This window comes from Rubneribacter sp. (assembly GCF_965361815.1).
Map to the genome: position 1 here is coordinate 60,532 of NZ_CBDTNW010000064.1, position 20,678 is coordinate 81,209.

Below are 20,678 nucleotides of genomic sequence, written 5' to 3' on the forward strand. Positions count from 1 at the left end.
AAAACGTCCTCTCTGTCGTCTTTCGCCTCGCGCCCGCGCCGCCGTCAGGACTGCGGGGCCTTCTTCCCGCCCAGCTTGGGCACCATGCGCCGTGCATCGAACACGCCCTCGATGGCGCGCAGCTTGTCCAGCACCACGTCTATGTGGCCGACATCGGACACCTGAAACAAAAAGCGCATCTCGGCCATGCCGTCGCGATGCGCCGTCACCGAGCACGACAGCACGTTGGCGCCCATGTCGGACAGGACCACCGTCACGTCGCGCAGCAGGTTCATGCGGTCGAGCGCGTCAAGGAACACCTCCACCTTGAACGAGGTGTTCTTGGGCAGGTCGCGCTCCCACGCCACGTCGATGATGCGCTCGGGCGATTGCTTGAGGTCGGCCGCGTTCGGGCAGTCGGCGCGGTGCACCGACACGCCGCGCCCGCGCGTGACGAACCCGAGGATCTCGTCGCCCGGCACGGGGTTGCAGCAGCGCGACAGGCGCACCAGCACGTCGTCCACGCCTTTGACCACCACGCCGTTGGACGTATGGGCCTCGTGCTTCTTCGGCGCCTTCACGCTGGTGAGCATGGGCGGCATCTTGCCGGTGGACATGTTGCCCGCCACCAGATCCAGCGCGCCCTCGGCCTCGTTGCCCTTGTCCACCAGGATCTTGAGCAGGCGGTTGCCCACGTGCTGGGCGCTTTCCTTGCCCGTGCCGATGTGCACCAGCATGTCGTCGGCATCGTTGTAGCCCAGGTGGTCGGCCACCGTCTTGAGCGCGCGCATGGACTGCGCGCTCGAGATGCCCAGCCCGTGCTTGCGCATCTCGCGGGTCAGGCGGTCGCGGCCGTTTTGCAAGTCGTCGCCGCGGCTCGCCTTGCTGAAGAACGAGCGGATCTTGCTGCGGGCGCTCGGCGTTTTCACCATGGTGAGCCAGTCGCGCGAGGGGCTTGCGCTTTTCTGCGTGAGTATCTCCACGCGATCGCCCAGCTGCAGCTCGTAGGACAGCGGCACGATGGCGCCGTTCACCTTCGCCCCCACGCAGTGGTTGCCCACCTCCGTGTGGATGGCGTAGGCGAAATCCACGGGCGTCGATCCGACGCGCAGGCTCATGACCTCGCCCTTCGGCGTGAACACGAACACCTCCGTGGGCGCGAGGTCCACCTTGAGGTCCTTGAGGAACTCGCGGGAGTCCTGCGTCTCGTCCTGCCAGTCCACCATCTGGCGCAGCCACGCCAGCTGCTGGTCGAGCGCGTCTCCGCCCCGGCCGCCCTTCTCCTTGTAGCGCCAGTGGGCCGCCACGCCGTACTCGCTTTGCCGGTGCATCTCCTCCGTGCGGATCTGCACCTCAAGCGGCCGGCCCGCCGGCCCGATGACCGTGGTGTGCAGGCTTTGGTACATGTTGAACTTGGGCATGGCGATGTAGTCTTTGAAGCGGCCGGGCATGGGATGCCACAGCGTGTGCACCGCGCCCAGGGCCGAGTAGCAGTCGCGCACCGTCTTCACGATGACGCGCACGGCAATGAGGTCGTAGATCTCCGAGAAGCCCTTGCCCTTCTTGGTCATCTTCTGGTAGATGGAGTAGAGGTGCTTGGGGCGGCCCATGATCTGCGCCTGGATGCTCACCTTGTCCATTTCCTGGTGCAGGATGGATATGACCTGGTCAAGGTATCCCTCCCGCTCGGAGCGGCTTTCGGTGACCATGCGGGAGACCTGCTTGAACTTGTTCGGCTCCAAATAGTAAAACGACAGGTCCTCAAGCTCCCATTTGATGGAGTTGATCCCTAAGCGATGCGCAATGGGCGCGTAGATCTCCAGCGTCTCGCGCGCCTTGAAGATGCGGCGATCCTCGCGCAGGGCGCCCAAGGTGCGCATGTTGTGCAGGCGGTCGGCCAGCTTGATGACGATGACGCGGATGTCCTTGCTCATGGCCACGAACATCTTGCGGATGGTGGCCGCCTGCTTGTCGGAGAGGCTCTCCACTTCGATGCGCGTGATCTTGGTGACGCCCTCCACCAGGTAGGCCACCTGATCGTTGAACTCGCGCGCCACCAGATCGGCGGTCACCTCGGTGTCCTCCACCGTGTCGTGCAGAAGCGCCGCTATGAGCGTCTCCACATCCATGTGCAAATCGGCCAGGATGATGGACACCTCCACCGGATGCGCCACGAAAGGCTCGCCGCTTTTGCGGCACTGCCCCTCGTGCGCGTCGCTTGCGAAGCGGAACGCCTTGGCAAGCAGCGCCTCGTCGTCTGCGGACAGGTACGCCGAGGTGAGCCGCTGCAGCTCGGCGAACCGCTCCTCGGGAGTGTTCGTGCCCTGGCCGCCGCGCTTCGCCTCGGGCGCGAACGACTTCTCCGCCACGTGCGGGCGGCCCAGGCTGTCCTCGACCGTCTGGCGGGGCGACCCCTCAAGGGCCTCGCCCAACAGCTCTTCGCGATGCTCCCTAGCCATCGACGGCCTCCTTTCGTTGCATGCCCGCCGCGGCCTTCCCCGGCAAAATGGGGCGGGAAAGGCGCAAACGCAGGCTTTCGGAATCGCTTCTCATGGCCCAGTCCCGAAACGCATGGAATATCTCGAGCTCTCCCAGGCCCTCGCGGTAGCGCACGCTGTCGGTGAGCTCCACCTTGGACCGGGCCTCCAGCACGTGGATCGCGCGCGTCGCTCCGTCGGCGCGGCGCGCCGTGTGCGTTTCTATGAGCCCCAGCTCGCGGAACACCTCCACGCCGCAGGCCGCCGAGGCCGGACTCACCGGGAACAGGTCCGTGCTGGCGGCGGCCGCCAAATCGGCGTCGCCCATGGCGAAGAACTCCTCGGCGCTGGCGCGCTGAAGGCTGCGCAGCTTGCGGTACACCTGGGCCAGGCAATCGTGCCCGGGCGTCATGTCGCGCAGGATGCGCTCGTTGATGGAGCAGTCGGCCCGCCCGAACAGAAAGTGGACGCACGCCCGCTGCCCGTCGCGACCGGCGCGGCCGCTCATCTGGTTGAACTCTATCTCGTTGAAGGGAAGGTGGTAGAGCACCACATGGCGGATGTTGGGGATGTCCACGCCCTCCCCGAACGCGCTCGTGGCCACCAGCACGCTGAGCGCGTCGGTGCGGAACAAGTCCTCGATGCGCTTGCGCTCGCTGCGGGAGAGCCCCGCGTTGTAGAACCCGATGAGCGGGGCCGCCTGCGGCACGCGCTTGCGCAGGGCGCGCGCCACGGTCACCGACTGCTCGCGCGAGTTCACGTAGACCACGGTCTTCTCGCCGGTGGCCACCAGGTTCGCCAGGTAGTCGTCGCGGTTGCGCAGGTTGCGCTGGTCGTCCACCTGGAGGTTGGGACGGTCGGTTTCGTCGAGGACGCAGGCGTCCAGGGGAAGCTCGCGCTCGATGGCGGCGGCCGCCTCGTCGTCGGCCGTTGCCGTGAGGGCCAGCACCGCAGGCCGCCCGGAGCCGTCGGCGGAAGCGGCGGAAGCGGCGTCGCGGCCGACGCCTAGCTTCGCCAAGGCCGCGCCGATGGCCGCGTAGGCCGGACGCTGCCCCGCCCGCGCCATGCCGATGTGATGCGCCTCGTCCACCACCACGAAGCGCACGCGCCCTGCGGCCGCGAACTCCTCCGCATGCCACGCCAGAAACTCCGGGGTGGTCAGGGCGATGTCGTAGGCGCCGTCGGCCAGCCCCGCGAACGCCTGCCGGCGCTCCTCGGGCGTGCTCTCGCCCGTGAGCACCGTCACGCGCACGCCGAACGCGGCAAGCGCCTCGCGCAAATGGAACGCCTGGTCGGCGATGAGCGCGCGCAGCGGGTACACGAACAGGCTGGCCTCGTGCCGCGCAAGCGCGCGCACGGCGGCGTGCACCTGGAAGGTGAGCGACTTGCCGCGCCCCGTGGCCATCACGCCGAGCACCGACCTGCCCTGCCTCAGATGGTCGAGGATGGCCCGCTGCGCCTCGTGCAGCGGGCGGTCGCCGATGATGGCGCGCGCGACGGCGTCTTCAAGCCCCTCGGAGTCTTCGGCTGCCGCAGCTTCCCAGGCGGCGCGGCTCTGCTCCAAAGACGCTTCGTACGCCTCCACGGCGGCGGGGTCGTGCGGCGCGTCGGCCACCAGCTCGGCGTCGCTCGTGGCGTACAGGTCGGCCACGAAGCCCAGGTTTTCGGGGTTGAGGCAGGCCTCCAAGCCGCCGCAGGCGCGGGCGGGCGCAAGCGACTGCAGCATGGCCTTCACCGACTTGCGGCCGCGCCATTCGTCTATCTGCACCTCGAAAGCGGCGTTCACCACGCTGTCCGTGCGCATGAGCGTTTCGATGTCCGAGCAGTGGAACATGATGCCCGACACCGAGGCGCGGCCGTCTGTGAGCGAGCACGAGAAGTGGTTCTTCTCGGCGCCCACCGCGCGCGCGTTCGCAAGCGTCACGTTGCGCGCCAGGTACACGGGCACGGGGAACTCCTGGCCAAACGGCGCGAGCGCGTCCAGCTGCGCGACGCTTTCCAGCGTCAGCTCCCCCAGCTCAACGCATGCGTCGATGTTCACGAGCGGATGGAAGGCCCCCTCTGGCAGCTCGTCCAGGTAGGCGGCAAGGCGCCGCTCGAACTCGGGAAGGCGGTCGGCGGGCAGCGTCACGCCCACGGCCGCCTCGTGGCCTCCGAACCGCGTGAGCACGTCGGATGTGCTTTCCACGGCCTTGAACAGGTTCACCTGGCCCACGCTGCGGCCCGACCCGCGCGCCTCGTCGCCGTCGATGGTGAACAGCAGGCTGGGCACGCCGTAGGCGCTCACCAGGCGGCTGGCCACGATGCCCTTCACGCCCTCGTGCCAGCCCTCCCCCGCCACCACGAGCGCGCGCTGGCCGCGGTAGACGTCCGCGGCTTGGGCCTTCGCTATCTCCGAAAGCTCGGCCTCGATGGCGCGGCGCTGGTCGTTCACGGCCTCCAGCCGGGAGGCCAGGCGCTGGGCCTCGGACAGGTCGTCGGTCATGAGCAGGTCGAGCGCCAACTGCGCGTCCCCCATGCGGCCGGCGGCGTTGAGGCGCGGGATGACCGAGAAGCTGAGGTTCGTGGCGCTGACGGGCTTGTCGGCTGCGCCGGACGTGGCCAGGAGGGCGGCTATGCACGGGCGCGGAGCGGCGTTCATGCGCGCGACGCCGTCGGAGACGAGCGCGCGGTTCTCGCCTCGCATGGGCATGAGGTCGGCCACGGTGCCGAGCGTGGCGAAGTCGGTGAACTCGCGCCACAGATGGGGCTTGCCCAGGCGGCCGCCCAGCACCTGCACAAGCTTGAGCGCCACGCCCACGCCGGCCAAGATGGCGCTTCCGCAGGCGGGATCCAGCTTCGGGTCGGCCACGGGCACGCCTTCGGGCACGAGGTCGGCCGGCTCGTGGTGGTCGGTGACGGCCAGCCCCAGGCCGGCGTCCACCACCATGGCCGCCTCCTTCTTGCACGCGATGCCGCAGTCCACGGTCACGATGAAGTCCGGACCGAATGAACACGCGCGCACGAAGGCGGCCTCGGAAAGCGCGTAGCCCTCCTCGAAGCGCAGCGGGATGAACGGCGTGGCCTGGGCGCCCAGCGCGCGCAAGCCGCGGGTGAGCACGGTGGTGGCCGAGATGCCGTCCAGGTCGAAGTCGCCGAACACGAGGATGTGGTCGCCGCGCTTCACGGCGGCCTCCAACGCGTCGGCCACCTCGGACAGGCCGGGGATGGCGTAAGGGTCCAGCCAGTCGCGCTCAAGCGACGGCGAGAGGAAGCGGCGCGCCTCGGCGGCGTCGGCTATGCCGCGCGCCGCCAGCGTGGCGGCCACGAAGCGCGGCAGGCCAAGCTCGCGCTGCAGGCGCGCAACCGATGCGGGGTCGGCCGCCTTGATGTTGAACTGGGCAGACATGGGTCCGGTACCTCACATGCGAGAGACGTTGTTCGTTCGTCTGCCATTGTCCCACAATCAGGGGGCGGTGTCACCGGGAATCGCCCGGCGGCGCAAAGGCCAAGGACGCTCCACAGATTCAACGCGAAGAGCAAGGGCGCTCCGCCCGCGCACGCAGGTTCGCGTCAAGGAAGCTCCGAACCAAGGAGACTTCGCAGGTTCGGCGCGAAGGGCAAGGACGCCCTGAGCCAAGGAAGCTCCGCCCCAAGGAAGCCCAGCAGGTTCAACGCGAAGGGCCCCGCTCCGGCCGTGGCCGCAAATGGCACCCTGTGGCACGCCCGTCGGTTGATTGAGGCGGATTGAAGCCGCCAGAATTTTCGCCATCAGGGGTTTTACCGAAACGCGGCTCCCGGTTCGACCGGTGGCGCGCCCGATTTGCGCCACAGGGCGTCGTTTGCGGCCGGCCTGCGAACGGCCCCTCGCCGACCCCCTCCGGCGGGGTCCGCGTCAACGCCGGTTTAACAGAGAGCCGACGCTCGTCTGGTCAAAATCTCTTTGCCAAACCACCATTGGCACGAGCCGGTGTTTGCCGAATCTCGAGCCAAGCCTTCCCTGATCGGGCGCCGGGCAAGGCCTCCCCGCCCGCCGGGCAAGGTGCTGCCCGGCGGGGGGGGAGGGCCTCGGTTGATCCTGGTCTAGCAGAGAGAGCGCGCCGAAGTGGCAGAAAACGCGTCCTGTGCATAGATCTGGGAGGTGGAGGCCCGCGCCGAGGATTCGCGACCTGGCGTTTTGCCGACGGGAAGGCGCGGCGCGGCCGCCTCGGGCGGAGAAACCTATGCACAAGACGCGATTCGTGCCGCTTCGGGCCGAACTCTCTGTCTCTTTGTTGGAAACCAGGATCAACCGAGGCCGGGCCGGACGCCGGGCAAGGCCTGGCCGGCGCGGGCTCCCGCCGGGCCAGCCTACGAACGGCCCTCTGCCAAACCGCCGTCGGCATGGGTCGAGCCGCCGCGCGCGGGGCGCCCGGAAGGCCCCAGCCCGTCGGGGCGGGATCCTTCCGCCGCACCCGGCCAGAGAAGCTCGGGTCGGGATCCAACCAACACAGGTTCGCGTCAATCCCGGTTCGACCGGCGGCGCGACCGATTCGTGCCACAGGGCTTCGTTTGCAGCCACGGGCGCACGGGCGCTACCGTTCGTACACCACCTCACCCATGCGGGAGGAGTCGTACCCCACGATGGCGCCCACTTCCTCGCGGAAGGGGCGGGTGCGCGTCAAGCGGGCGAGGGCCTCCAAGGCGCGCTCGCAACCGGGGCGCTTCGCCAGCACGATGTCGAGCCACTCGTTTTGCAAGGGCAGGAAGTCCACGCCTTCCACCTGGTGGAACACGCGCTCGGCGCCAATGCCCACGTCGGCTGCGCCCCGAGCTACGAACGAGGCCATGGAAAGCGCCGTGTTCGCCTCGCGCCCGTACCCCTCTATGCACGCGCAGTCGGCGCCGAGTCGCGCGAGCTGCTCGTCCAGCAGGATGCGCGAGCCGCAGCCGCGCTCGCGGTTGATCAGGCGCACGCCCGGCCGCAGCAAATCCTCCCAGGTGCGCAGGTTCTTCGGATTGCCCTTCGCCACGATGAGCCCCTGACGGCGGCGCACGAGGCGCACCACCTTCACCGGCGTGCCGGGCACAAGGCGCTTGACGGCCTCCACGTTGTAGGAACCCGTCTCGCCGTCGTAGAGGTGCGCAAGCGCCGCATGCGCCCGCCCGCGGTACACATCGACCAGCGCGTTGTAGCTGCCCTCGTACACGCGGTCAACCGCGGCGCCCGTGGCGGCCAGGTAGTTCGCCAGGATATCGCCCACCAGGTCGTTTCCGGCAAGGACGAACGCACCCGCGCTCGCGGCAACGGGAGCGGGGAACGCGGCGGCCGGCGCAGGAGCCTGCGCGGCGGCGCCTTCGAGCGCTTCGGCGACCCGAGGCCCCGCGACGGCACGGCGCTTCGAGCGGGAGATGTAGCTTTCCACGTCGGCCATGGTGAAGCGCATCTTGCGCCCTATGAAGTACGACGCCAGCTCGTCGGCCTTCACCAACTTGTACACCGTGCTCCTGCTGACCTGCAAAAGCCCCGCCACCTCGTCGGCCGTCAGCGCATCGTCGTTGCGCATGGCCCCTCCTTCCCCGCCCTGCCCCGCCAAGCTTCCCGCCTTCTGTTCCAATGATGCTCAAATAGAAATATGCTCTAATAAGTATAATGCTTTCCGGGCGCGTTGGGAACGCGCGCATTCACAACCTCATCACACGCCGCGATGCGAAAATGAACGAAAGAGAACGAAACGACACGAACGGAGCACGTTTCGGCCAACCCCCTTCACCGCCGCCCCCGCCCCTGCCATACTGCGCATCGTCAAGAACGAGCCGCAAAAGAACGCGGCCCCGAAAAACCCAGCCGGACGCACCGGCGCCAACCGAAAGGACGCATCATGAAGATTTCCGCTCGCAACCAGCTGAAGGGCACCATCGCCGGCATCGCCGAGGGCGCCGTGAACGGCGTGGTCGCCATCGATCTGGGCTCCACGCAGGTCAAGGCCGACATCACCATGGAGGCCATCGAGGAGCTGGGCCTGAAGGAGGGCATGGACGCCGTGGCCATCGTGAAGGCCAGCAGCGTGATGTTCGCCGCCGGCGCCGAGCGCATCCAGGGCATCTCCGCGCGCAACCAGATCGCCGGCACCATCGTGTCCGTGAAGGAAGGCGCCGTGAACGGGCATGTGACCATCGAGACCGCCGAGGGCGCCCGCATCAAAGGCTCCATCACGAACGAGGCCATCGAGGAGCTGGGTCTGGCCGAGGGCGGCAAGGCGCTCGCCATCGTGAAGTCCACCGACGTCATGGTGGGCGTGGAGTAACCCCCTTCCCCCTTCCCTCGCGCGGCTTTGGCCGCAGCAGCATCGCATCCCCGAAGGCCGCGCCCCGTGCGCGGCCTTCGCGCGCTCAGGGGTCCTCCGCAAACCGCGCAACCCAAGTCGCAGCACCGAAGAGGAACGCCCAGTCACCCCCATTCCATCAGGCATAATGCAAAATTCATACGAATCGTGCGACAGACGATCCCCCTTTCGTGCGACAGCGGCCCTCGCTTTAGAGCGCATAGTTCCCGTCGGCGGGAAGGTCAAGGCCGCCGCCGAAGAAGCACGCGCGGGCAAACGCCGCGACAAACGACGAACAAGGAAAGGGGAGCGTCATGAAAAGCGCCGCTGCGCAGGGAATGTCCAGAAGGAGCTTTTTGAAAGGGGCCGGAGTCGGGGCTGCGGGGCTGCTGGGCGCAGCCGCGATCGGCGGATGCGCCGGCCAGGCTTCGGGGGCGTCGGCATCGAAGGAGTCCTGGGACCAGGAGACGGACGTGATCGTGGTGGGGACGGGAGCCGCAGGGGTGGCCGCCGCCATGACCGCGCTCGAAGCGGGCTGCGAGGTTGTCATGATCGAGAAGGAGAAGCTGGCCGGCGGCATCACCAGCGTGTGCGAGCAGTACTGCGCCTTCGATTCGTCCCTCCACCTTCCCCAGAACTTCGACGACGTGGAAGACAGCGCCGAGCTTATGCTCGAAGACGCCCTGCGCGTGTCGAACGGAACCGCCGACGAAGCGCTTGCGAAGATATACTGCGACGATTCCGCCAATTGCCTGAACTGGATGATCGAGCACGGCTGCGAGTTCAAAGGATCGCTGCGCGTGTCCGACGGACGCCACGGCCAAGGCAAGTACATCACCGCCACCGCCGGCGAGCTGACGGCGAAGCTTTTGCCCGCCATCGAAGCGGCGGGCGGCAGCGTCCTCACCGAAACCCCTCTGACCGACATCGTGCGCGACGAGCAGAGCGGCCGGGTGACGGGGGTGGTCTGCTCCGACGAGGGAACGCGCATCAAGGCGCGCAAAGGCGTGGTCATCTGCACCGGCCCCTGGTCCGACGACGAAGTGCTCATCCCCCGCCACATGAAGCCCGTTCCCAGCCTGGTGAGCGAGTGCGCCTCCACGCTGTCGGCGTTCGGCATGCCGTACGGCCCCTACACGGGAGAGGCCATTCGCGCCGCCCAGCGCAAGGGCGCGGCGGTCCGACACATGGAGTACATCATGTTCGACCCGTACTACTCGGTGCCCGAGGTCATGGCCGACAAGGTGGCGCCCGCCGGCCTCACCCGCGCGGTGAACCAGATTCTGATCTCTCCCGAGGGAAAGCGCTTCACAGACGAGGGGAAGTCGCGCGGCGCCATTGCCCTCGACATCATCGACCTGCCGGGCAACACGTATTACCCCGTCGTCGACGGCCGCCATCTGCCCGACCCCACCGGCTCCACGAAATTCTCCGTCGAGCAGCTGGACGAGTTCGTCGCGGGGGGCTACATGGTGCGATCCGACACGCTTGAGGGCCTGGCAAGCGAAATGGAGCGGGTCTTCGGCACGCCGAAAGACGCCGTGCTGGCCGAGATCGAGCGCTACAACGGGTTCTGCGCCACCGGCGTGGACGAGGATTTCGGGAAGGACCCGCACCACATGACGCCCATCGACCAGGCGCCGTTCTACGCCGGCCCGGCCGAGACCTGCCGCGACATGTACACCCACGGCGGCTTGGAAACCGATGCCGAGGCGCGCGTGGTCGACCTCGACGGCGTTGCGATCCCCGGCCTGTACGCCGCCGGCATGTGCACCGGCGGCCCGCTGGGAGAGATCACCATTTCCGGAAACTGGCAGACAAGCGCCATCGCGTTCGGGCGCATCGCCGGCAAGAACGTCGCTGCGGAAAGCGCGGGCGCGTAGCGCGACCCGTTTTCGCAGGCCGCGCCTGCGGGGCCGCCAGACATGTCCGGCGGCCCCATCCCGCCGCCGTTCACCGCTGTCGATGAACGGCGGTTTCCATGCTCTCGATGAGGTTGAGCAGCTCCTGACGGGAATGCACGCCGAGCTTCGCGTACGCACGACGCAGATGGGTTTTCACCGTATGCTCGGAGAGCACGAGGTGATCGGCAATGTAGCGCGCGCTTCGCCCTGACGAGAACTCGTCGACCACCTGGAACTCCCGCTCGGACAAGCCAAAAGTCCTCCGCAAAAGATCGAGGGCGGCCGCGTTGATCGATTCGACGGAATCCGCAGGCTCCGAAGTCTCGTCGGGGATGTCCTTGTAACGCAGTTGCCGGCTTTTCTTGAACATGCGGAGGTAGCTTGCGAACATGACGGCAACCGCCACGCCCAATAACCAGACGAGCATGGTGAACGTCACGTCGAGTCGGGTCGAAGCCAGAAAGCCCAGATCGGTCGCGGCGAGCGCGCGTCCTCCGGCAATGCCGAGCTGCGATGACCCCACAGCCGTCCCCAACAGAAACAGCGAGGGCAGTTTGCGCTCATAAGCCTCGCTCGTGAACGCCATCCATGTGAGACAGAGAAACGTGAAGAGCAGCACCACCATGAACGGCCCCACCCACGCAGTGTCGGCAGGGTTCACGTTGCGAAACGCAAGCACTGACATGAGCGCAGCGGCGCACACGGGATAGGGAAGATCTATGTCGGCTTTTCGAGGTCGAACGAGTGTCAACCCCAAGCACAGCGAGAACGACACGATCACACCTAGAACGGACGTGGCGGCGGTTTGCGCGTACAGCATCCCCTCCGCGATGTCCAATTGCACGACAAACCCGCATGTCGCCGAGAACACCACGGCGCCGACAATGGCGCGCCGCATGCGCGCGGCGAGTTCGGCCATCGAAGTGGCCGGCGCGTCCTTCGGCATCATGACCCGCGCCACCGACTCGTCCGCACGCATGCAGACGCCGAGGAGGACGAGCGAGAGGACGAGCACCACCACGAACACGGCAGCGCGCGCCGTTGGGAAAAGCATGTCGGTTAGCGGCACGAGCAGGGTGTCCACTACGTATCCCGCCGCTATCATGGGCACCGCCCAGCTGGGACGATAACTTGCGAACACCTGCATCCAGCAGAGGATGGAAAGCGCCCATCCCATGCCGCCGGTCAGCTGAGCCGCCAAGAGCGCAGTGGCGTGAGCCTGCGGATCCGCAGAGAGCGCCACCCGTAGGACGAGCGCACAACATCCGCCCACAAACAGTGGAAACGACCGATCAAGACGCCCGATGTACGAAAGCGCGGCCACACCCAGATACGTGAGGCCGCCGGCCGCGATGCCTGCGACCGCATACGGCTCGGGCGAATACGGCCCCGTACCCAAATCGAGCAGGCGCGCGCCCTGCAAGAATCCGAAGCCCACGATGGCCGCAACCACCAACGCCCTCGTTCGCCACGTCGTCCCTCGCTGCATACCCTTAATCCCCTCCCAACCCGCATACAGCCGTATGCAGCATAGCACTCGGATCGCGGCAATCCAACACGCCATGCTTTCGCAGGCCTCGCCCGATCTCACCCCTGTCAAGAGTATGACGAGAGTATGACTTTTTTGCTATAGTGAGCGAAACGCGAGAAGGTGGTGCGAATGGCGGAGTTGGCCGACGAGGTTGAACAGACATCCCCTTGCAGGATTCGCGGGACCGTTGAGCGCGCCGGCAACGCCTCCGCCCTGCGCGAACCGAGGGCAGAGCTGCTGGGAGGGGGTTGGCCGCTGCCATGATCCATGTCGCCGTTTGCGATGACGATGCGAAGGAGCGGGCGCAGCTTGTTGCCGCGTACCGGACGGTTTCCACAGACGCCGCCTACGAATCCGAGCTCTTGGAATTCGCAAGGCCCGAAGAGTTTTTGGCTGCGGACCCATCGCGCTTCGACCTCGCCTTTCTCGACATAGAGATGCCGGGGTGCGCCATGGACGGCATGGAGCTTGCAAAACTCATCCGCGACCGGCACAAGGGCTGCACCGTGGTCTTGGTCACCAATTACCTGGAATATGCTCCGCAGGGATACTCGGCGGGAGCCTACCGCTACATCATGAAGCCCGTGCGCGAAGGCCAGCTGGCTCTGGAGATAGGCAAACTGCTCCCCGAGATTGAGCGAAGGCATCAGGCGGCGTTCATCTGCTTGAAGAGCGCGGCGGGCGTGGCGGTTCTCAGGCGCCGCGAAATCAGCTACATAGAAACGGGCGCCAGCAAAAGCGTGGTGTTTCATACTACCGCGCGCGCCATCGCGAATCGCAGCTCGCTGAGTCATTGGGAAGACGAGCTTGCCGAAGATGGATTCTTTCGCATCCACTCCGCCTTCCTTGTGAACCTCGCATTCGTGCGCAGCGTCGGGAAAGCCGAGGTGCTGCTCACCACGGGGGAGGCACTCCCTGTGAGCAAGCATCGGCGTCGCGATCTTTTGGCGGCGTTCACAGCTTACATGGGAGCGCAGCTCTGATGCCCGGAAGCGCGAGCGCCGCTGCCATCGAAGCGCTGTACTACCTCAATCTCAGCGTGGACGTCCCTTTGCTTTTCTGGGCCTTGAGCCCGCTTGCCCGCCGTCGGGCCTTCTCTCGGTCCGTCTGGATTTGCGTCGCCACAGCCGTCACCGTCACCTATATGGCCTTGAAGCTCGCTTTTCGCCGCGAAGCGTTTCTGGAGCTTCCCGTGGTGGGGCTGCTGTTGGCAGGGATCATTTTCGGCCTTTTTCGCACAAGGGACCGCGAGGCGCTGCTCTTTGCGGTCGTGTACGCATCGTTCGCCTCCATCATTGTGTCCACAACGTACAAGATGATGGATTTCGCGTTTGGCTACAACCTTGTCTGGGCATCCCTCGTCAGCGTCTCGCTGGCGCTTGCGGCGAAAGCCGTCTTCGCAAGGTACTGCCGCCAGCGCGTCGGAGCCTTCATGGCAACGGCTGTCCGCTGGCCCCAGGCGCTGCTCATGCTTCTTCTCTGGCCGACAACGGTGAGCATACTCGCGTTCAACCGGGACGAAGTGGGCCCTGTCGCGGATTTCTTCGCAAGCCCAAGCGCCCTCGTGGTCACGCTGTGCCTTTTGGCGCTCGTGGCAATTCTTTGGGTTGTCGAGCTTGCCGGCTATTCGGAGGCGCGTCTCACCATGGAGCGCCTGGAGTGGGCTCTTGCGAGCCAGCGGCGCATGTACGAGCAGAAGCTCGCCCACGATGAGCAGATGAGGCGCCTCTACCATGACTTCAAGCACGTGCGCCCGCTGATAGACGCCAAGAAAGCCGAGGATTTCGGGGCAGCGCCCATGCTCGAGCAGCTTGACGAAACGCTGCGTTACCACGAGATGCAGCCTCGTACGGGAAACACCGCCCTCGACGCCTGCATAGCCCAAAAGGCGTCCCACGCCCAGGGAATGGGCGTGGAGGTTCACACCTACATGGACCTCCATGACTGCGATTTCATCAGGGACATCGATCTGATTTGCATGGTGGGCAACGCGTTTGACAACGCCATAGAAGCGGCGGCGCAGGTGGCAGACCCCAAGCGCCGCGTCGTTCGAGCCAAGGCAACCGTGCTGAACGGACAGCTTGTCATGGTGGTGTCGAATTGGTACGAGGGTCCTCGGAAGAAAAACGAGGGACGCTACCTCACCACGAAAGGGGATGCGTTCGCCCACGGCTATGGGCTTGAAGCCATCGAGCGCTGCGCGCGTCGCTGCGCCGGCCACATCAGCGTCAGCGACATCGGCGGCGCTTTCGAACTCTGCATCTCCATTCCGATGCCCAGTTTGGGACAAAACGCGCCCAGAAAGTAACAGCGTCTTGTGGGAGCGCGTTTCTCCTCCCTATTATGCCGCCAGCAGCGACAACGCTGCCGCGCAGAAGATCCCACCTGGCCAAACGCGCACGGTGGGACGGGGACAAGGAGGACATCATGAGCACTTTCTCTCGCCGGCAATTCCTCACCGCGGCCATGGGCGCCGTGGGCGCCGCATCGCTTTCCACGGTGGCTCTATCCGCCACGGGATGCGCGCCGAAGGGAGCGTCCCAGGAATCCGGCGCGGAGGCTTCGGACGCCGGCACCGAAGAGGGCGCGACCGCACGCAAGGCCTATATCGACGAAAACGGGGTGTACGTTCCTTCGTTTCTCATTCCGCCCGAGCCTTACGAGACGTGGGACGAGGAGGTGGACGCCGACATCGTTGTTGTGGGCCTGGGCACCGCAGGCTGCGCTGCCGCCAAGGCGGCCCTCGAAAGCGGCTGCCGCGTGGTGGCCATCGAGCAGAACGAGACGTTCAACGGGCGATCCTCCCATCTGCATGGCGTGAACTCGCCCATAGCCAAGCAATTCTGCGGCGAGTTGAGCGAAGAGAGCAAGCAGGCTGCCGTCACCAAGCTCATGCAGCTGTGCATGCAGATGCCCGACCAGACGATTTGGCAGTACTTCACCCATAACTCGGGCCGCATCACCGACTGGTTCATAGACGTCGCTCCCAATATCGTCGTCTTCGATGGCTCCAAAACGCTTGCGGAACAGGGCCTTGAGAGCATCACCGAGGACGGCACCATCTCGGCCTATGTGCACAACTATCCCTTCAATCCCGAATGCGATCCCGACCAGCAGGACTATCCTCAGTATCCGGGTGACGTCATCCTCACAAACGGCCTTTCCGACATCTACCAGCTTATCGTGGACGCCGTCGAGGCGTCCGACAACGGCGAGTGCCGCTTCTCAACCTGGGGCCGTCAGCTCATCAAAGACGAGTCCGGCCGCGTCACCGGCGTGTTCGCCGAGGACGTTGACGGCAACATCATCCGTCTGAACGCAGAGCGCGGCGTCATTTTGTGCTGTGGCGACTACGCCGGCAACGAGGAGATGCGCCGCTATTACGCCAAGGACTCCATGAATTACTCCGCTTTCATGTACGGAAGCAAGGACGCCCTCGGCAACCCGGCGAACATGGGCTCCGGCATTCAGATGGGCCTGTGGGCCGGCGCCAGCATCGAGCAGGGCGGCCATGTAACCATGACGCACTCGTTCGGAGGCGCCCTCGGCTGCGACCCGTTCCTGTTCGTGAACAATCGCGGCGAGCGCTTCATGAACGAGGACATTCCCGGCGACCTCATGAGCGTGAAGGGCCTCCAATGCCCCGACATGGAGATGTTCCAGATCTTCGATGCGAAATGGCCCGAGCAAATCCACGCGTTCAACTCCAACCACGCCATACTCTGGAATTACAAGGAGAGCCTCGACCAGGTGGGCTTCAGCGACACGACGAACACCTGCGGCGCCATCAGCCCCGCGCAGGTGGAGCAAGCTGCCACGTACAAGGCCGACACCCTTGAGGAGCTGGCCGAACTTATGGGCGTGCCGAAGGAAACGTTCCTGGCCACGGTCGAACGCTACAACGAGCTGGCACATGGAGGCGTGGATTTGGACTTCGGCAAAAACCCGGAGCGCATGTTCCCGCTCGAACAAGGTCCGTTCTACGCTTCGTATCTCGGCCAGCCGTCGGCGTTCATGATGGTGACCGGCCTGCGTTCGAATGGGAAAGCCCAGGTGCTCGACGAGAACATGTACCCCATCCCCGGCCTGTTCTGCGCTGGCAACAACCAGGGCAGCCGGTACTACGGAACCTATCCCACCGTCTTCATGGGATGCTCGCACGGCATGGCCGTCACAATGGGCTACCGTGCCGTGGAAGTGGCGCTGGACGACGAGCTGAGCAAGGTCGTTGCGCCGCCCGAGAAAACCGAGACGGGCGGCTCCGACGCCATACCGCCAGAACTGGAAGGTGTTGAGGACTGCGAACCTTGCCACGGCGACGAACATACGCCTGGCGAGGAGAACCCGCATGGCTACCCCGCAGGCGCCAAGGTGGCGAACGCCTGGGCCAAGATCGCCGGATAGAAGAGGCTTTCGAATCTTGGAGGGGTCGCGCCGAAGACCCTCTTCGCGCGCACCCTCCAAGATTGGACGAAGCCCCCGCTGCAAAAAGGAGCGACGCCATGCAACAGCGTTTCAACAACCAGTCATTCCACACGCTCGCCTTTATCATGGAGCACGACTACGCCGAATGCGAGACAGTGACCCCCCGTATGGCCGCTCCGTTTCAGGCGAACTTGGACCGCATTGACTTCGAGCAGCGGGTCCCTCTGATGTCGCGTTTGTACGAGGATCATTTCGTGCGCAACGCCGTCGAGTACCTCGGGACGGTAGGGGACGGCGCGGCAACTTTGGGATTTGAAAGGGCGGCGCTTTACCCGGAAGCGCTGAACTGCGGGTTTGCGGCGCGCCGCTTCGAGGACGAGCTGGTCGTCACCCAGGTGTGGGAGGACGCCCGCGTCAAAGCGGGCGATCGCATCGTCGCGGTCAACGGATACGACATTCCCGCTTTCGCACAGCAGGCGGCGCATGTCCTTTCCGACCGGCGCGGCGAGGCCGCCCACGAGATCTGGGACGTTGCGCTGGCGTTTTCGCGGCACTTCGACGTTCGCCGCAGCAACGGTCACGCAGAACGCTTGAAAACACAGCACTTCCGGAGCGCATCCCCGCACCGGGCCTCCCTGGTCGAAGACGCGGGAAACGGCGTGTGGGTCGTCCGGCCCGGCGCGGGGACAAGCGAGCCGCTCCCAGCGCTCCTGCAGGACGACCGCACCAAAGCAAAACCGCGCAGCGTAGTCATCGACCTGCGCGAATCGACCAGCATGAGCGAAGACGACGCGCTGGCCCTGCTGCCTTTGCTCGTCGACAGGGCGACAAGCCTCGAAGAACTGCCCGGCTTCGGGCCGTTTTACCTCTGGTGCTCGCCGAACAACTGCCGCATGACGGCCGACGCGCTTGCGGCGGGTGCCGAGGCTATGGAATCGCAGGGCCTTTTCACCGAGGCCGAGGAAACGCGAGCTCAAGCCGCCAAGATCCGCACCATGACCGGACAGGACTTTCGGCTGATAGATCTCGCGAATGGAGCGCGAACGCTGATCGAGCCCCAATGGCCGCAGACCCCTGTAGCCGTTCTCGCCGATATCGCCACGGCCGGCACGGCGGAAAACCTCGTGCGCATCGCCAAGCTCTCTACCCGATCGACGGTCGTGGGGCGTCCGACGCGCGGCACCCTCGACCATACGCTCCCGCTCACGGTAGCCCTCGACGCGGCTTACACCGTCACCTACCCGGCCGCGCTCAGCCTGGAAGCTTGGAGGGGAGAGCGGGTCAACGGACGGGGCATCGTGCCCGACCTTCCTGCGGAGTGGTCACCGAGCCACCTGGTCGGCGACCCTGACCTGGAGCGGGCTTTGGCCCTTTTCGAGTCCTAGCGTGTCCAACCGCACCACCCTGCCCCCTGCAATCTTCGTCCCTATCATCAGGCACAATGTTAAAATCCTCCTTTTGTGAGGATGCAGCTCCCTTCCTTGCCGCCTAGCATCGGGCCGTCCGCATCGCAACGAAGGAGGAGGGTTATGAGGACGAGCATGGACAGACGCAGCTTCATCAAGGGCGCGGCGCTCACCGCGGCCGTCGGGGCCGCGGGAGCGGTCGGCGGAACGCTTGCGGGCTGCTCGGAGGGCACGGCGGGAAGCGCGGGCGATAAGCGCGCCCCGCAGGCGAAGGACGGCACGTACGAGGCGTCGTCGCACGGGTTCCTCGCCGACGTGACCGTGAAGATCTCCGTCAAAGGCGGCCTGGTGGAGGAGGTGTCGATTGCCGACATGGGCGAGACGCCCGACCGGGGCGGCAAGGCGGCCCGCGTGCTGCAGGAGCGCATCCTGGAGGCGAAGGGCCTCGACGGCGTCGATGCCGTGACGGGCGCCACCGCCACAAGCCGCGCCGTGTTCCGCGCGACCGAGGACTGCCTTATCCAAGCAGGCGCACTCGAAGAGCCCGGCGAGACAACCATGCGCCCCGGCGTCTACGTGGGCGAGGCGCGCGGATTCGACTGGATAGAGCCCGTCCGCGTCAAGATAGAGGTGGACAAGACCAGCCTCAAATCCATCGAGGTCATAGACAAGAAGCTCAACCGTGAAGAGCCTCTCATCCTCAAAGCGGCCGAGGACCTGCTCATCCCCCGCATGGTGGAGCAGCAGTCGGTGACGGTGGACGCGGTGACGGGGGCCACAAGCGCCAGCACCGGCATCCGCTCAGCCACCGAAGACGCCCTCAAGAAAGCGCTCGAAGCAGGCGGGGCGAACGGCACCGCCATCCACCGCTTCTACAGCCGTGCGGACAAGCAGGGCGGCACCCAGACGCTCGACTACGACATCGTGGTGTGCGGCTTGGGCGGCGCGGGCAGCGCGGCGGCCATGTCGGCGGCCGAGACGCTTGCGGCGGCCGGCAAGGAGGTGCGCATCCTCGGCCTGGAAACCGCCGGCAAGTACGGCGGCACCGCGGCGAACGCCGGCGAGCCGTTCAGCATCAACGCGCCCCGTTACCTGGAGAAGTACAACAACGGCGAGCCGTGGTGCGACTACGACAGCCTCTACGCGGACTGGATGGCGAACTACTCCAAGGGAACGCCCTGCAAACCCGACTGCGTGAAGCTGCTCATGGACGAGTCGGGCAAGACGGTCGATTGGCTGCAGTTCGACCACGGGTTCGTGTTCACGCGGGGGATGAAGGGCTTCGGCACAAGCACCTGGCTGTGCAAGCAGCAGTACGTGTACAAGTCCAACATGGAAGACGACGTCGATTACGCCGCCGAGTACCCCGACTACACCTTCGGCGACCGCTCCACCTCCGTCGGCCAGTACTACGACCGCATCATCGCCGACTTCAAGGCCCTGGGCGGCGAGTACCTGCTGGAAACCGAGGCGTACGAGCTTTTGCTGGACGACGCGTCGGGCAGCGTGGCGGGCGTCAAGGCGCGCAACCACGTGGACGGCACCGAATACACCATCAACGCGAAGGCCGTCATCCTGTGCACGGGCGGCTTCTGCGGCAATGGCGACATGCTGGAGAAGCACCTGCAGAACCCCGAGTACCCGCTGGCCGCGCGCTGGCACCTGTGGGGCATGCACCAGAACAAGGGCGCGATGATAGCCTCGGCCATCGACAAGGGCGCCGGAACGTACAACATCGACATGTCGCCCTGCATCCACTTCAAAACCACCTCCGACTACCTGACGGAGTATCCCTGCTACTACCGCGACGGCCTTGAGGAGCGCATGCAGGAGCAGAACGTGTGGTCCTTGAACGACATCCCCATGATGATGGGCATCAACGCGAGCGCCCTGCAGGTGAGCGCCATCGACGGCGTGCGCCACTACAACGAAAGCGGCACGTTCGCGTTCTGGGCGGGAGGCCCCAGCTGGTACGCCATCTACGGCGGCGACTACGTGGACGGCCTCGCCGAGAACGGCTACCCCGGCAAAGAGGGCGCGTTCCAAAGCTCCACCAAGGTGTTCGGGCAGGGAGGCTATCCGCAGATGACACCCATCCCGCAGATCTACGAGGTGCTGGAGACGGCCGAGGCCAAAGGCTACGTGTTCAAGGCGGACACGCTCGAAGAGCTGGCCAAGAAGATGGGGGTTCCCGCCGACGCGTTCGCCGACCAGGTGAAACGATACCAGGGCTACTGCGAAAGCGGCGTGGACGAGGAGTTTGGCAAGAGCAAGGAGACGCTGGTGTCCCAGATCAACCGACCGCCCTACTACGCCGTCAAGGCGGACGCCGCGCCGTACGCCACCATCGCCGCGCTCGACGTGGACACCGACCTCAACGTGCTGAAGCCCGACGGCTCCACGAAGGTCGCCGGCCTGTACGCCTGCGGCAACGACAGCGGCGGCGTGCTGTACACGAACCTCGAGCCTTACGCGCAGTACGGCGGCGTAGCGCTGGGCTGGGCGTTCACGTCGGGGCGGCTTGCAGGCGCGAACGCGGCCGCGTACGTGGCCGGCGCGTAAAAGGACGTCGCTCGAAGGGGGCGGCCCCCTCCCCTGCCCCCTTCGACATCGCATGCGGACGAGCCGCCGCGCCGTCCGCAGCTCGCGCACCCGGGACCGCGTCCTGGCCC

General features: G+C 65.9%; 11 protein-coding genes. 7 read left to right on the forward strand and 4 right to left on the reverse strand.

The window, feature by feature from the left end; genetic code table 11:
- Positions 1-44: 44 nt before the first annotated feature.
- The 3 genes from ACWKY3_RS04790 to ACWKY3_RS04800 all read right to left on the reverse strand — a co-directional run bounded on the left by ACWKY3_RS04790 (position 45) and on the right by ACWKY3_RS04800 (position 7,981).
- Positions 45-2,438 carry a RelA/SpoT family protein gene (locus ACWKY3_RS04790; RefSeq protein WP_449315283.1) on the reverse strand — a complete coding sequence of 798 codons (2,394 nt, stop codon included), beginning with the start codon at positions 2,436-2,438 and terminating at the stop codon, positions 45-47.
- Complete coding sequence (gene recJ, locus ACWKY3_RS04795) at positions 2,431-5,844, reverse strand: single-stranded-DNA-specific exonuclease RecJ (RefSeq protein WP_449315284.1); 3,414 nt, start codon at positions 5,842-5,844, stop codon at positions 2,431-2,433. Before recJ ends, ACWKY3_RS04790 begins: the two co-directional genes overlap by 8 nt.
- A 1,165-nt stretch (positions 5,845-7,009) precedes the next feature.
- Entirely contained in the window at positions 7,010-7,981 is a 972-nt protein-coding gene (locus ACWKY3_RS04800; protein WP_449315285.1) for a substrate-binding domain-containing protein, read from the reverse strand.
- Between the two features lie 315 nt (positions 7,982-8,296).
- Here ACWKY3_RS04800 and ACWKY3_RS04805 point away from each other — a divergent pair, with 315 nt between their 5' ends.
- On the forward strand, positions 8,297-8,722 hold the full coding sequence (locus ACWKY3_RS04805) for a TOBE domain-containing protein (RefSeq protein ID WP_449315286.1): 426 nt from the start codon (positions 8,297-8,299) through the stop codon (positions 8,720-8,722).
- A 332-nt stretch (positions 8,723-9,054) separates the two neighbouring features.
- Complete coding sequence (locus ACWKY3_RS04810; protein WP_449315287.1) at positions 9,055-10,623, forward strand: FAD-dependent oxidoreductase; 1,569 nt, start codon at positions 9,055-9,057, stop codon at positions 10,621-10,623.
- Between the two features lie 70 nt (positions 10,624-10,693).
- On the opposite strand, the gene ACWKY3_RS04815 is transcribed toward ACWKY3_RS04810, so the two are convergent.
- The gene (locus tag ACWKY3_RS04815; protein WP_449315288.1) at positions 10,694-12,133 is read right to left on the reverse strand and encodes a response regulator transcription factor; all 1,440 of its coding nucleotides are present in this window, start codon (positions 12,131-12,133) and stop codon (positions 10,694-10,696) included.
- A 302-nt stretch (positions 12,134-12,435) separates the two neighbouring features.
- On the opposite strand from ACWKY3_RS04815, the gene ACWKY3_RS04820 reads away from it, so the two are divergent.
- The 5 genes from ACWKY3_RS04820 (at position 12,436) to ACWKY3_RS04840 (ending at position 20,568) form a co-directional block, all read left to right on the forward strand.
- Entirely contained in the window at positions 12,436-13,158 is a 723-nt protein-coding gene (locus ACWKY3_RS04820; protein WP_449315289.1) for a LytR/AlgR family response regulator transcription factor, read from the forward strand.
- A complete protein-coding gene (locus tag ACWKY3_RS04825) occupies positions 13,158-14,483 on the forward strand; it encodes a GHKL domain-containing protein (RefSeq protein ID WP_449315290.1) in 1,326 nt (441 codons plus the stop codon). Before ACWKY3_RS04820 ends, ACWKY3_RS04825 begins: the two co-directional genes overlap by 1 nt.
- Before the next feature lie 119 nt (positions 14,484-14,602).
- Complete coding sequence (locus ACWKY3_RS04830) at positions 14,603-16,579, forward strand: FAD-binding protein (protein ID WP_449315291.1); 1,977 nt, start codon at positions 14,603-14,605, stop codon at positions 16,577-16,579.
- A gap of 98 nt (positions 16,580-16,677) precedes the next feature.
- Positions 16,678-17,985: a hypothetical protein gene (locus ACWKY3_RS04835; protein ID WP_449315292.1), complete on the forward strand. Its 1,308-nt coding sequence runs from the start codon at positions 16,678-16,680 to the stop codon at positions 17,983-17,985.
- Positions 17,986-18,129: 144 nt separating this feature from the next.
- Positions 18,130-20,568, forward strand: a complete 2,439-nt coding sequence (locus tag ACWKY3_RS04840) for an FAD-binding protein (protein ID WP_449315293.1) — start codon at positions 18,130-18,132, stop codon at positions 20,566-20,568.
- The last annotated feature ends 110 nt before the right edge of the window (positions 20,569-20,678 follow it).

What these genes read in the sequence shown, in the direction of transcription:
- ACWKY3_RS04825 (WP_449315290.1), top strand. Translation starts at nt 13,158, where the DNA reads ATGCCCGGAAGCGCGAGCGCCGCTGCCATCGAAGCGCTGTACTACCTC.
- ACWKY3_RS04800 (WP_449315285.1), bottom strand. Translation starts at nt 7,981, where the DNA reads ATGCGCAACGACGATGCGCTGACGGCCGACGAGGTGGCGGGGCTTTTG.
- recJ (WP_449315284.1), bottom strand. Translation starts at nt 5,844, where the DNA reads ATGTCTGCCCAGTTCAACATCAAGGCGGCCGACCCCGCATCGGTTGCG.
- ACWKY3_RS04805 (WP_449315286.1), top strand. Translation starts at nt 8,297, where the DNA reads ATGAAGATTTCCGCTCGCAACCAGCTGAAGGGCACCATCGCCGGCATC.
- ACWKY3_RS04830 (WP_449315291.1), top strand. Translation starts at nt 14,603, where the DNA reads ATGAGCACTTTCTCTCGCCGGCAATTCCTCACCGCGGCCATGGGCGCC.
- ACWKY3_RS04790 (WP_449315283.1), bottom strand. Translation starts at nt 2,438, where the DNA reads ATGGCTAGGGAGCATCGCGAAGAGCTGTTGGGCGAGGCCCTTGAGGGG.
- ACWKY3_RS04815 (WP_449315288.1), bottom strand. Translation starts at nt 12,133, where the DNA reads ATGCAGCGAGGGACGACGTGGCGAACGAGGGCGTTGGTGGTTGCGGCC.
- ACWKY3_RS04835 (WP_449315292.1), top strand. Translation starts at nt 16,678, where the DNA reads ATGCAACAGCGTTTCAACAACCAGTCATTCCACACGCTCGCCTTTATC.
- ACWKY3_RS04810 (WP_449315287.1), top strand. Translation starts at nt 9,055, where the DNA reads ATGAAAAGCGCCGCTGCGCAGGGAATGTCCAGAAGGAGCTTTTTGAAA.
- ACWKY3_RS04820 (WP_449315289.1), top strand. Translation starts at nt 12,436, where the DNA reads ATGATCCATGTCGCCGTTTGCGATGACGATGCGAAGGAGCGGGCGCAG.
- ACWKY3_RS04840 (WP_449315293.1), top strand. Translation starts at nt 18,130, where the DNA reads ATGAGGACGAGCATGGACAGACGCAGCTTCATCAAGGGCGCGGCGCTC.